Source organism: Campylobacter sp. CFSAN093238 (assembly GCF_012898015.1).
Lineage (GTDB): Bacteria > Campylobacterota > Campylobacteria > Campylobacterales > Campylobacteraceae > Campylobacter_D > Campylobacter_D jejuni.
This window is the reverse complement of sequence record NZ_CP040611.1, coordinates 1,470,018-1,483,973: the sequence shown is the minus strand read 5'-3', so window position 1 is coordinate 1,483,973 and position 13,956 is coordinate 1,470,018. Positions and strand designations below refer to the sequence as shown.

The 13,956-nt window shown below is 25.6% G+C and carries 10 protein-coding genes; 7 read left to right on the top strand and 3 right to left on the bottom strand.

The window, feature by feature from the left end; genetic code table 11:
* The first annotated feature begins 5 nt into the window (after nt 1-5).
* Genes FBF21_RS07565 through FBF21_RS07550 form a run of 4 tightly spaced genes read left to right on the top strand, consistent with a single transcriptional unit; the run spans nt 6 to nt 6,489 of the window.
* Entirely contained in the window at nt 6-953 is a 948-nt protein-coding gene (locus FBF21_RS07565) for a KpsF/GutQ family sugar-phosphate isomerase (protein WP_002876060.1), read from the top strand.
* Entirely contained in the window at nt 953-2,581 is a 1,629-nt protein-coding gene (locus FBF21_RS07560) for a galactosyltransferase-related protein (RefSeq protein ID WP_002876061.1), read from the top strand. Before FBF21_RS07565 ends, FBF21_RS07560 begins: the two co-directional genes overlap by 1 nt.
* A gap of 1 nt (nt 2,582) precedes the next feature.
* Entirely contained in the window at nt 2,583-4,997 is a 2,415-nt protein-coding gene (locus FBF21_RS07555; protein ID WP_002876062.1) for a CDP-glycerol glycerophosphotransferase family protein, read from the top strand.
* 40 nt (nt 4,998-5,037) lie between these two features.
* On the top strand, nt 5,038-6,489 hold the full coding sequence (locus FBF21_RS07550; RefSeq protein ID WP_002876063.1) for a glycosyltransferase family 8 protein: 1,452 nt from the start codon (nt 5,038-5,040) through the stop codon (nt 6,487-6,489).
* Between the two features lie 9 nt (nt 6,490-6,498).
* Here FBF21_RS07550 and FBF21_RS07545 read toward each other — a convergent pair whose 3' ends face one another.
* Genes FBF21_RS07545 through FBF21_RS07535 form a run of 3 tightly spaced genes read right to left on the bottom strand, consistent with a single transcriptional unit; the run spans nt 6,499 to nt 8,870 of the window.
* Entirely contained in the window at nt 6,499-7,851 is a 1,353-nt protein-coding gene (locus FBF21_RS07545; RefSeq protein ID WP_002876064.1) for a fatty acid--CoA ligase family protein, read from the bottom strand.
* Entirely contained in the window at nt 7,844-8,575 is a 732-nt protein-coding gene (locus tag FBF21_RS07540) for an SDR family oxidoreductase (RefSeq protein WP_002909439.1), read from the bottom strand. The genes FBF21_RS07545 and FBF21_RS07540 overlap by 8 nt, the downstream gene beginning before the upstream one ends.
* Nucleotide 8,576: 1 nt before the next feature.
* Nucleotides 8,577-8,870 (bottom strand): hypothetical protein, encoded by a 294-nt coding sequence (locus tag FBF21_RS07535; protein ID WP_002870916.1) that lies wholly within the window; start codon nt 8,868-8,870, stop codon nt 8,577-8,579.
* A gap of 125 nt (nt 8,871-8,995) precedes the next feature.
* On the opposite strand from FBF21_RS07535, the gene FBF21_RS09310 reads away from it, so the two are divergent.
* The 3 genes from FBF21_RS09310 to FBF21_RS07515 are packed head-to-tail and all read left to right on the top strand — an operon-like array spanning nt 8,996 to nt 13,956.
* A complete protein-coding gene (locus FBF21_RS09310) occupies nt 8,996-10,588 on the top strand; it encodes a hypothetical protein (RefSeq protein ID WP_227944507.1) in 1,593 nt (530 codons plus the stop codon).
* 9 nt (nt 10,589-10,597) lie between these two features.
* Nucleotides 10,598-12,103: a hypothetical protein gene (locus tag FBF21_RS07520; RefSeq protein ID WP_168985466.1), complete on the top strand. Its 1,506-nt coding sequence runs from the start codon at nt 10,598-10,600 to the stop codon at nt 12,101-12,103.
* Nucleotides 12,104-12,138: 35 nt separating this feature from the next.
* Nucleotides 12,139-13,956, top strand: coding sequence for a hypothetical protein (locus tag FBF21_RS07515; RefSeq protein ID WP_052778630.1), 1,818 nt, complete (start codon nt 12,139-12,141; stop codon nt 13,954-13,956).

Here is a 13,956-nt window from a genome sequence, read left to right as displayed (position 1 = left end):
TAAAAATGAATACTCTTGAAATAGCCAAAGAAGTCTTTGAAAAAGAAGCACAAGCTATTTTGGATTTGGCTAAAAATTTAGATGAAAATTTTAATCAAGCTGTGAATTTGATGCTAAATACCAAAGGGCGTTGCATAGTCAGTGGAATGGGTAAATCAGGTCATATAGGTGCTAAGATAGCAGCTACTTTAGCAAGTACAGGAACGCCAAGCTTTTTCATCCATCCAGGAGAGGCTTTGCATGGAGATCTTGGAATGCTAACTCCTGAAGATGTTTTAATTGCTATTTCAAATTCAGGAGAAACTGAAGAAATTTTAAAAATCATTCCAGCTATAAAAAAGCGTAAAATTCCACTTATAGTAATGTGTGGTAAAAAAAATTCCACCCTTGTAAAGCAAAGCGATATATTTTTAAATATAGCTGTGGAAAAGGAAGCTTGTCCTTTGCAGCTTGCTCCTATGTCTTCGACAACCGCAACTTTGGTTATGGGGGATGCTTTAGCTGCTGCTTTGATGAAGGTAAGAAATTTCAAGCCTGATGATTTTGCTCTTTTTCATCCAGGGGGAAGTTTGGGACGTAAGCTTTTAACCAAGGTAAAAGATCTTATGGTTTCAAGTAACCTTCCTATAGTGCATCCTGATACTGAATTTAACGATCTTGTTGATGTGATGACTAGTGGAAAACTAGGGCTTTGTGTGGTACTTGAGAATGAAAAATTAGTGGGTATCATCACTGATGGGGATTTGCGTCGTGCTTTAAAGACAAGCGATAAACCAAGATTTGATTTTAGAGCTAAAGAAATCATGAGTACAAATCCTAAAGTAGTCGATGCTGATGCTATGGCAAGTGAAGCAGAGGAGATCATGCTAAAACATAAAATCAAAGAAATTATAGTAGGGAAAGAAGAAAGGGTTATAGGGATTATCCAGCTTTATGCTATAGGAAATGTTTAATGGCTCTTTTATCTGTTATTATTCCTTTTGGCTTAAGTAAGGAGCGTCCTTATATAGAAGAAAGGGTTATTGAGAAAGCAAAATATTTTAAAAGTGATGAGAATATAGAATTTATTTTTGTTGAAGGATATTCATCTAAAAATCACGAGCTTAAAAATTTTATCCAAGCAAACCATCATATTTATCTTAAAGATATGGAGCAAAAAGCTTTTTCTCAAGGAAAATGCAGAAATTTAGGAGCAAGTTGTGCGCATTCAAATGTTCTTTTGTTTTTGGATGTGGATTGTTATATTTCCTTGGATAATTTTGGAAAAATTTTAAAACTAATTCAAATTAAAAATATTTCTCAAAATATCAATGCTTTGATAGTTTTACCTGTAGTGTATCTTAATAAAGAAGCTAATGAAAAATTAAAACAATACAATGATAAATTTTGGGATATTTTGATACAAGAGGATTTATTTACAGCAAGAAATACTTGGGTAAAATTTTTTGCCCCAAGTTCTACTTCAAGTATTGTGATAAATAAACATCAGTTTTTAAGATTAGGCGGAAATGATGAAAATTTTATTGGACATGGTTATGAAGATTTTGATCTTTTTGCTAGAATTTTAAAAGCTTGTGTGAGTTTTGAAAAAATGCCTACTAATTTAAGTTATGATGCTAGAAATTGGAATTTTTTTAACTTTAAAGGTTTTAGATCTTGGTTTTCATTACTTGGTTATGAGGCTTGTTTTTATGGAATTTATATGTATCATTTTTATCATATAGAACCCAATCAAAATGCTTATATGCAAAATAAAGATAAGAACCATCAGTTTTTTTATAAGCATTTAAAAAACATCAAAAAACACGATTTAAAACCTTTGCAAGTTTTTAAAGCCAAAGGTGAAAAAGTTTTAATGCTTTTTAAAGATCAAAATTATGATTTTAAGGATATTAGTGTTTATGTGGGAGAAATCATTTATAAAAATATAAGTGATTTTTTCATAGATAAAGAGTTAAAATATGAACTTTTGTTGAATTTTTTACAACAAGAAAAAATCACTAAAATATTTTTAGATGCAAGTATAAAACTACAATTTGATGATATAGATTATTGTGATATTTTTTATTTTCAAAAAGGCATTTTACCTCATTCTTGGTTTTTTACAAAAAATTTAGATTTAGATTATAAACAAGATTTGAATTTAAGTGAGCAAAAACTTTATCAAGTTAAAAAATATTTTTTAACTTTAAAAGAGGATGAAAAAAAAGTCATTTTGGATCTTTTAGGCCAAAATAATGATGATAAGTGTGATTTGTATGAAATGCTTTATTATTTGATTAACGAGCTTTATAGTTTTGAGCATGAGGGAATTTTTTATCAAATCATCATTGATAAAGAAAAAATACTGATGGCACAAAAACATGATAAAAGCTTTTATCCTTTAAGATCTTTTGTTTATAAACCTTATTTACATGAGCTTAAGAGCATAAGGCCTTTTTCATTTTTGATGAAAATTTTAGGTTTAGAGTATCTTGGTGCTATGATTTCACATACTAAATTTTATCGCTTGGCAAGAAAATTGTTTTTTAATCCTAAGGGATTTTTTGAGGATTTAAGAATTAAAAAGGCTAGAAATTGATATGTTGTTAAAAGCAAAGTATAAAAAAAATATATCTTTCTTCTTTAAAAGTTTGTTAATTTCCCTACAAAATTTTTTAAAACAATTTAAACCTAAAAAATACAAAGCCTATAATAAATATGTCATAGTTTCAGCGGTTTATAATGTGGAAAAATATTTAGATGATTTTTTTAAATCTATAATTAATCAAAGATTGGATTTTAAAAATAATATTCATCTAATTTGCGTTGATGATGGTTCTACTGATAATTCAGCTAATATCATTAAAAAATATCAAAAAAAATACCCAAAAAATATTATCTATCTATACAAAGAAAATGGTGGTCAAGCAAGTGCGAGGAATTTGGGTTTAAAATATTTAAAGGAAAATAATTTAAATATTCCTTGGGTAACCTTTACTGATCCTGATGATTTTTTAGATAGGGATTATTTTTATGAGGTAGATAGTTTTTTAAAAAATCAAAATAATATAGCTATGGTGGCTACAAATATTATTTTTTATAGGGAAAAAAGAAAGATTTTATATAAAGATACTCATGCTTTAAATTTTAAATTCAAAAAACACAAAAGTGTTTATGATAATATAAAATTAAATGAAAATATTCAACTTTCGGTTGCATCATGTTTTCTAAAATGTGATTATCTTAAAGATACTTTTTTTGATGAAAATTTGACTTTAAATTTTGAAGATGGAAAATTTATTAATATTTATTTATTTAAAAATTTAAATCTAAAATCTATATTTTTAAAAAATGCAAGATATTTTTATAGAAAAAGATTTGATAAAAGTTCCACTTTAGATAAAAAAAATAAAAATAAAATTTACTATTTAGAAATTTTAGAAAAAGGATATTTAGAGCTTTTAAATTTTGTAGCAAAGCAAGATAAAATTCCTATTTTCATACAAAATGTTATTTTGTATGAACTATTTTGGCAGGTGCAAGAACTGGTTAATCATCCTGAAAAATTGTCTTTTATAGATCAAGCTAAAATTCATAAATATCTTGATTTACTCGATCAAATTTGTTATTTTATTGATAGTGAAAATATAATAAAATTTAATTTTAATTCTTTTTTGTTTTTACACAAAATGGGATTTTTGCATTGTTTTAAAAAAGAAAAAGTGCTTATAGACAAAGTTTTTATCGAGCAAATAGATGATAAAAATGATGAAATTTTAATTAAATTTTATACGGCAGATGTTAACGATGAAATTAAAATGCTTTTTGACGATAGATTAGCCAAAATCATTTGTTCAAAAATCAGACAGTATGATTTTTTAAACCGAGTTTTTATCTATGAAAGAAGAATTTGGCTTAAATTTTTTATAGATGCTAAAAATATGATTTGTTTTATTAACGATAAAAAGGTTGATATAATCTATCAAGAAAAAAGATGTACTTCTTATAATATTTCTTATGAGATTAAAAAATTAAAAAAAAGAAGGGCTAAGAATAAATCATTATGGCTTTTTGCTGATATGCCTTTTAGAGCCGATGATAATGCTGAACATTTATATCGCTATGTTATGAAAAATTATCCTGAGAAAAATATCGCCTTTGTCCTTAGAAAAAATTCTCATGATTATAAAAGACTAAAAAAAGAAGGTTTTAAACTGGTTGATCCAAAAAGTTTTAAATTTAAATATTTGGTTTTTAAGGCTGATAAACTCATTTCATCGCATATTGAGAGGTATTTTTTTGAAGCCTTGGGGGAAAATACTTTAAAAACTAAAGATTTTGTATTTTTGCAACATGGAATTACTCAGAATGATTTATCTTCTTGGTTGAATCAAAGAAAAATTGATTTATTTATTACTGGAATGCAAGATGAATATGATTCTATAGCAGGAGATTTTAATCGTTATAAATTTACTCCTAAAGAGGTAAAATTAACGGGATTTCCTAGATGGGATGCTTTGCTTAAAAATAATAAAATAAAGACTAAACAAATTCTTATTATGCCTACTTGGAGAGAATATATAGTAGGTTCTTATAGTAAAAAATTAATGAAAAGAAGATTTAATCCAAAATTTTATGAAAGTGAGTATTTTTATAGATGGGATTCTTTTTTACACAGTAAAAAATTACAAGAATTACATGAAAAATATAATTACAAAATAGTTTTTAGTCCTCATCCACAAATTAGACCTTATTTGGAAGGTTTTAATTTACCAAATTATATTATAATACCTTCTGTTGAAATGAGTATGCAAAAGCTTTTTTGTGAATCATCTTTAATGATAACGGATTATTCAAGTGTGGCTTTTGAGATGGCTGTTTTAAAAAAGCCCGTGATTTATTATCAATTTGATAAAGATGAATTTTTTGCAAAGCATACTGTGCAAAAAAAATATTTTGATTATAAGAAAGATAAGTTTGGGAAAGTTTTTACTAATAAGGTTAATATTTGTTAATTTTTAGAGTTTTAAATATATAAATTGTGAGGGTTTATTTATGTTTCATATTGTTTTTGGTTGTAATGAATCTTATGTGAAATATTTGTCAGTTTTAATTACAAGTATCATGAAAAATATTAATAGTCAAAAAACTTTTCTTGATGTTTATAAAGAAGCTAATATATTGCCAAAGATTGATATAAATTCTCTCGAGTCAAGAGAAGGGTTTATATTTCATATTTTAATTGATTCTATACAAGAAAAAACTTCTATAAAGCTTGATCAAATGATTAAACATTTAAGTAGAGAAAATGATTATCCTGCGGAAATTAAATTACACATAATGGATGCTGAGTTGTTTAAAGAGATGGATGTTCCTATTTGGGTAAAGCATTATGCTACCTATTTTAGGTTATATTTAGGGAGTATTTTGCCTGAAAATTGTGAAAAATGTTTGTACTTAGATGTAGATATGCTTGTTTTTTCTGATTTGAGAGAATTATTTTGTTTGGATTTACAAGATTATATTATTGCAGCATCTCCAGATATAAAACAATGGCCAGGAAGTTTATTTGTAGGGAAATCAAAAAAAGATAATGTTAGAGATTTGATTATTGAAAAAGGTCCTCTTTATTTTAATGCTGGTTTTATGTTAATCAATTTAAAACAGTGGAGATTAGAATCTTTAGAAAAAAGAATGGTAAATGTTGCAAATTCATACACATTTGAAGTTGGAGATCAGGATATTTTAAATTATGTTATTAATAAAAAAGTAATAATACTTCCTTGTAAATGGAATTTTATAGCTGGTCATTTTATTTTAGATAGAAAAGGTATTTTTAATGATTTTAAAGGAGAAGGAAATCAGCCATATTGGTATTATACAAGAGAAGAAATGAAAAAAAATTTACAAAATTTATCTATTCTTCATTATACTCATTATGTTGTAAAGCCTTGGGAGAGCTATTATACGGAATTTGATGTAAATTACTATCCGGTACATTATGATTACTATGATGAATGGTGGTATGTTGCTTTTAATACTCCTTTTTTTAATAAAGAGCTAATTAAATTAAATAAAATGATTAAAAATAAAGAGCTTGAAAATTATTCCAAAACATTAGCTTTTGTATTAAATTATAAGATGGGAAATATAGCTTCAATTAGGATTCGAAATCACTTGGCTTATAAAATTGGAAATTTAATATTGGATACTAAACAATTTAATAAAATATTAAAATTTCCATTTCTATTTATATCAATGGTATTTCGTCATTATATGAATAATATAATTTCAAAAATATTATTTAATGCAATTCCTTATTTAAAACCCTTGCCTTTAGTTTTTTGCATAGATTATATCGAAGCACTAAAAATTAAAAAGCATTTATCATATAGATATGGTAAGATTGTGCTCTATTGTTTTAAATATTGGTATAAAGGTAAAATATTTGCTATTCCTTATCTTTTGTTAAAAGAATATAAAGAATTTAAAAAAAATAAAAAATAATCTTACATTTTAACCCTTCCTCACCTTCTTAAACCTTTGGCTTAATTCTAATCCATCTACAATCTCAACTTGAGTTGGGATTTTATAATTAGCCAATTTATCTTTACAATACATTCTTAATTGTTTTTTGAGTTCAAGGTTTGTAAATTCTATATTTGGTTTTAAAAGCACCTCTACACAAACACTTTGTCCTGTAATAGTATTAGCTTTTGCATACACTAAGCAATCTTGTATATAGTCAAGTTCTAAAATCACCCCTTCAACTTCTTGAGGGACAACTTTCTCTCCTCCTACATTTATAAGCTCTTTGCTTCTTCCTATGATTTTTATATATTCTTCTCCATTTTCTTTATAAAGCTCAACTAAATCTCCTGTTGCAAAATATCCCTCTTCATCAAATACACTATTATCAGCATTTAAATAACCTAAGCTTTGGGTTTTACTTTTTAAGTAAAGCTCATTATTAATAATCTTATAAGCCATACCTTCTAATTTAATCATATTATCTTTAGTTTTAGTTTGAGCTATACCAACTTCACTTGTGCCAAATGTTTGATGAAATCTAACTTTAGGAAATTCCAATTTTAAGCGATTAAGTAAAGAATCACTCATTTTTTCTGTCCCATATGTAATAAGTTTTAAAGAATTTAAATCATACTTTTCTTTTACTCCACTCATTAGTATAAGATTTAGTAAACTTGGACTTGCAGGCAGTAAAGAAACTTGGTATTTTTGTATATTTTGCGCTAAAGCTTCAATATTCTTTCTGTCTTCTAAAGCTATACCACAAGCACCCATACCTAAAACATTAAATAAAGTATTTAAACCACCAATATGATCAAACATTAAAAACAAAACAATATTCATAACCTTAGGTTTTTTACCTTGATAAACATTTAAAATAACATCAAGATTATGAACCATAGCTTTAGGTTTTCCAGTGCTTCCACTTGAAAAAAGAATCAAACCACTAGATGAATGATTTTGAAGAGTATAGATAAGATTATGTTTTAACTGCTTACTTTGATAAGGTATAAACCTACCTTCATCATAAAGATAATCTATTTGCCCCTCATAGATTTTATCTTCTAATTCTTTAAAATCTTGATTTTTTAATTTTAAAAAAGGAGCAACAATTAATCTTTTTTCTATACAAGCTAACAATAAAGCTATACTTTTTAAGTTGTAATCTCCTAAAATTCCAATAATGCCTTTTAAATTATTTAATTGACCAATATATTTCTCAACTTCTAGTAAAAGTTCCAAATAAGAATAAGTTTTATCTTTATAAACTAAACAATTTAAATCTTTATAAGCTATAAGTTTGTTTAAAAAAGGATGAGAAAAATTTAAATTATGCATTAACTCCACCCAAATAAACTACTTGCGAGGTTATAAAACCACTTTTTTCATTAAGAAAAAACTCAATGACATTTAACACATCTTCAAATTCCCCAAAGCGTTTAATGGCTTGCTGATTTAATAAAACATCGAGTTTATTTTGAGGAACATTTTTAATTAAATCCGTTGGAACAGGTGTAGGACCAACAGCATTTACAGTAATACCAAATTCACTTAATTCTTTAGCGCACACTTGAGTTAAATTAACTAAAGCAGCTTTAGATGCTGCATATATGGCTTCACCTTCGAGTCTTAAAGGAGTGGCAACAGTAGTAAAATTAACTATACGAAAAGGCATGGTTTTTGTGTTTTTATAATTTTTTTTATAAATATTGCCCATAACTTTAGCAACTTCTCTTGTAAATAAAAAAGTACCAAAAACATTGGTATTGAAAATATTATTAACGCTTTTATAAGGCGTGGTTAAAATATGATTCATAGAAGCAATGCCTGCATTATTTAACAATACATCTATACGAGAAAATTCTTTACGCACAGCACGAACCATAGAAACTACTTTTTCTTCATCGCTTACATCAAGCTCAAAATGTCTATAATTTATATGATTTATACTTGAAGCACCTCTAGAACATCCACAAACTGTATGACCTAAAGAAAGATAATGCTCGCTTAATTGTTTACCTATACCTTTTCTTGTTCCTGTTATAAGAATGACTTTTTGCATTCTATGCCTTAATTTGACTTGCTATATATTGAGCTAGTGTTTGAACATCTTTAAAAGGAGAGTTTCTCAAACTCATCATTTTTTCATCTGCAAGAGTTATTTCTATATTAAGTTCTGTAGCTAAACTTTCCTCTAAATCTGTAATTAAGCTAACAAGAGCTAAAGAGTCTAAAAGACCTCCTAATCCGCTATAAAGTTTAGTATCCTTATTGGCTGATTTTAATTCTTCTATTTCATAATCATCAGCTGAATTTTTTAAAACATTTAAAATTATAGAAATTATTTTTTCTTCCATAAAAATTTTCTCCTTGATATCAAAGATAATTTCTATATTATAGATCTATTTATAAAATTATCCTTGTATATTTTTAAGTATTATATTATATAATTATTAATAAGTTTAATTGTGGAAATAAAATTATGAATAAAAATATAGTATTATTAGGAGCTAGCAATTCAAGAATTCCTGGTGGACTTCAAGCTGGCTTAAATCAAAAAAATATTAACTTGTATAATCTATCTATAGGTGGGACAGATTCTATACATAAAATTTATGAACTTAAAAGGAAAGAAAATAAAGATTTGATTCAAAATGCTGATTTGATTATACTTGAAGTAAATCTAATGGATGTAACGATGAGTTTTTGTTACAAAAATCTTGATTTTAAGATAATTAAATATATCAATTATCTTTATGAGCAATTATACTTATTAAAAAAGAAAATTTTAGTTTTATTACTTTTTGACTTAAGATGCATAAACGATAATAAAAACAAAAGTGCTAATTTTATTACAAAAATTCATAAACAATTAAGTTTATTTTATGATTTTAATCTGATTGATTTGCATCAAAAAATGATTGATACAAAATGTTTTAAGTTTTATACCGCATCCCTAGATCCCTACCATCTCCTAGCTACTATAATGTACCAACTTGGAAAAAATATTTCTGAAAACTTAAATTATTTTAAATTTTCAGAAAGGAAATTAATTTTTGAGACAAATGCAATTTTTAAAGTTCTTAGTCCATCTGATTTAATATCTAATCCTTGCCTTAAAGCATATAAAGATCTAATTTACAATGATAAATATGTTGAAATTTTAGATAAAGATTTAATTTCTTTTCCAAAACCATATATAGGCTATAAAATTTTAGGAGTACATACTTTTCTTCCAACTAAAAAAGGAGTATTATCTTCTTATCAATCAATGTGTGAAAACTACTTTAGCATGGTTTTTAAAAATTCAAAAAAAGAAATAGTAAAAAGTTTTAGATGTTACAACAATTTTGATTGGCTATATGATGATTTTGTAATCGATAGTGATACTATCGTTATGTATAATAAAGACAATCTGCCTATAACAGAAATTTCTTATGAGACAACTATAATTAATAATCTATCCAATACATCAGATAAAGCATCTATAGTCAATTTTTTACTTGTTAAAGATGATCCGAATTTCATTCAAATAAAAAATAATTTTTCGCAATATAAATATACAAAAGATTTTTCATATTTAATTCCACCTATCGAAATGTATAGAGATATTATAGAAGAATATACACTAAAAACAAGTAAATTAATTGAAATAACTTCACTAAACCAACAAATCTCCTCACTAACTCAACAACTCAATCATTTTAAAACTTTTTCAACAGCTAAACAAAGGATTCAAAACCAACTTCCATATAGATTAGGCCAAGCAATGATAATAAATTCTAAAAATTTTTTAGGTTATATATTTTTACCGTATATTTTATTAAGTATTGTTATACTATATAAACAAGAGCAAAAAAATTATAAACATAAAATTAAATTAAACCCAGAATCAACCTTACCTCCATTAGAAACTTATCCTGATTATAATGAAGCTTTAAAAGAAAAAAGATGCTTCACTTATAAATTAGGACTTGCTTTAATTGAAGCTAATAAAAAATGGTATGGGGGGGGGTATATCAAATTGTGGTTTAAGATTAAAAAATTAAAATATGAATTTAAAACTAAGAATTAGGTTTTAACTATGGGAAAGAAAAAAATTGTACTGATTGGTGCTAGTAACTCAATGCTTTTTAATGGATTGAGGGCTGGATTAAATCAAGATAATGTTGAATTAACGAATTTATCTTTGGGTGGAGCATCTATAATATTTTCTTTATATTGCACCTTAAGAGAAAAAAACAAAGATATAGTAAATAAGGCAGATTTAGTTATTTTGGAATCAAATATTATAGATATGATACATGGTATAGATCTCTATGGAAAAATTCACTTAATACTCAGAAATATTTTTTTAACATACAATGAATTATCTAAATTAAATAAAAAATTTTTAGTTTTATTGCTTCCACTTTTAGAAAAACATAGTGATTATAATGTAGTTGAAACTATTAACAATGCCCATAGAATGTGTTGCAACCAATATGGATTTAATTGTGTTGATGTTCAATCGGTTTATTTGAAGAATAATGTTATGGATTTTTATATGACCATGATGCCTGATGCTAGACATCAATTACAAAGAATTATGTATGAATTTGGTAAAAATATAGCAAATGAAAATTTTTCTTTATTTAAATTTTCTCTTCCTTCATCCATAGATTTAGATTTTAAAATTTGCTCTCCTAAAAATGATTTTAAAATAGAAAATAAGATGAAAGAATTTATTGTATCTGATTTATTTCATAATGAGTATTGTTATAGAATTACAGAAATAGATAAATATCTTTTTCCTACTTTTTTAATAGGTTATAAGATATTGGCTACTCATTCTTGGACTCATGGAAAAAAAGGTTTAAAAACATGGAAACAATATGAAAATACCTTATCTAGTATAATGATACGGAATAATCAAGGGAAATTTATTTGTGGCACATCTTCACATTATAATAGTTTTACTTGTATTTATGATAATATATTAATTGATAACCATACAATAATTTCTTTGAGTGATGTAAATAACCATGTTGATTATTACGACTTGGTTAACTTAATGCTTTATAAAGATGAGGGAAAAATACAAGTAGCTGTAGATGATATTAAGGAAACAGTAATTAAGCAAGAATATAATTTTTCTCATTTATTTCCAGATGTGGTTTTTATTAAGGAAATTTTGGAGGAATATTTAAATTCTACATCTAATATTTCGATTCAGATTTCCTCACTAACTCAACAACTCAATCATTTTAAAACTTTTTCAACAGCTAAACAAAGGATTCAAAACCAACTTCCATATAGATTAGGCCAAGCAATGATAATAAATTCTAAAAATTTTTTAGGTTATATATTTTTACCGTATATTTTATTAAGTATTGTTATACTATATAAACAAGAGCAAAAAAATTATAAACATAAAATTAAATTAAACCCAGAATCAACCTTACCTCCATTAGAAACTTATCCTGATTATAATGAAGCTTTAAAAGAAAAAAGATGCTTCACTTATAAATTAGGACTTGCTTTAATTGAAGCTAATAAAAAATGGTATGGGGGGGGTATATCAAATTGTGGTTTAAGATTAAAAAATTAAAATATGAATTTAAAACTAAGAATTAGGTTTTAACTATGGGAAAGAAAAAATTTACATTACAACTTGGAGAAAAGCCTTATATTATATCTGCAAAACCAGATGGATTTGGAATGAGATTATCGAGCATGCTTATAGGTATGTATTTGGCTGAAAAACTAGGATTTAATTTTGGTTTTGTATGGGATAATATCACTGAAACTCAAGATGAAAGTATTCTTGGTGTTAATGAAAAATTTATTGGAATAAATTTAGAAAAAAAAGAGAATATTTTTAATTTTAACTTTATAAAAAAATATAGTTTAGATGACTTTAATATTAAAAAAAATCATGGTTTTAAGTTACATTCCAAGATTAGAACTTTTGATGAAATTAAATCTCCTCCTTTTGAGAATGAATGGGGATGGTATTCAGCTGGAATAGAAGGTGGATTACCTTCAAATTGGATTTTAAATTGTAATGAGATTGAATGCTTGATTGATTTAAAAAGAATATTTTATAATTTAGATTTTAAAGAGAATTTAAGATATATTATAAATCAAGTAATTAATTTAGTTAAAACATTTGGTGAAGATTTTATAGCGCTACATATTAGAGGTGCTGATATCATTTATGGAGATTATTATAAAAAGTGGTCTTTGCAAGATTTTGTAGGCGATAAGGTTTTCCCTTATGAAATTGCATTAGAAATTATTAAAAGACATACTAATGCAAATGTAAAAATTATTATTTTTGGGCAGGATGTTAAATCAAATATGAAATTATTAAACTATATTATTGAGAATAAAATTTTACCTAAAAATAAAATTTTTACCGTTGATGAATTTATAAATCAGACTTTTAATATTTTTGAACGAACATTCTTTGAAATGAATTTGATGTCTCATGCATTAAAGATTTATACACCAGGTATTCAGGCTCAAAAATCAGCATTCTCTCAATGCGCAATGATGATTGCAGGCAGGAAAAATATTATTTCTTACCACGAAATATTTTCCTTGAAGCAACAGTATCAAATAATTAAAAGTAATTTAGGACTATTAGGTTTAGATAGTTTATATGATTCTATGGCTTATTTTCAATTATATAAGCTTTCTAGAATTTTAAATTTAACACTTGACTTATCTCTGAACTATATTAAAAAAGCTATGGAGTTAGATCAGGATAATGATGCTTGGGGTATTCATTACATATATTGTTGTTTTTTACTTGGCGATCTTGAAGCTATAGAAACTTTTTTGAAAGTATTGCTTGATAGTAATAAATTAAATAATTTACTTCAAACTTTTATTATCTCTAAATCTATGAGAATTTATAAAGAACAAGAGGATTGTTTTATTTCTTTTCGATCCACAAAGATATATCCCATGATAAATTATGTTGGCATATGGTTAAATTATCATTATGGAGAATTTGTTAGAATGTATAAGATGTATAAAAATTATCAAAAATATTTTAATGATTTAGAAGTTGATACACAATGTTTTTTTTCTTGCTATCAAAAAAAAGATCTTATATCAAATAGTGCCGTATTAATTGTAAAAAATCATTTAAGTTACAAGTTGGGTAAAATTCTATTGGAATGTAAAAATTTAAAAGATTTTGTTGAAATTCCAATTATTATAAAATATTTTCTTTGGGAATCTAAAAATGAAAAAGCATATTTCAAATCGTTCTTATTTGAGATAGAAAAATTGGATGATTATAATCAAAGTTGTAGCATTAGAAATTATTTGTCTTATCAACTTGGAAAGTTAATTATTGAAAGTTTTAAAGGTTGGTATAAAGGTTATTTATTATTGTTGCCCTATAGAGCTTTTATTCTTTATAGGAAAATAAAAAAAGATAAAAGATAA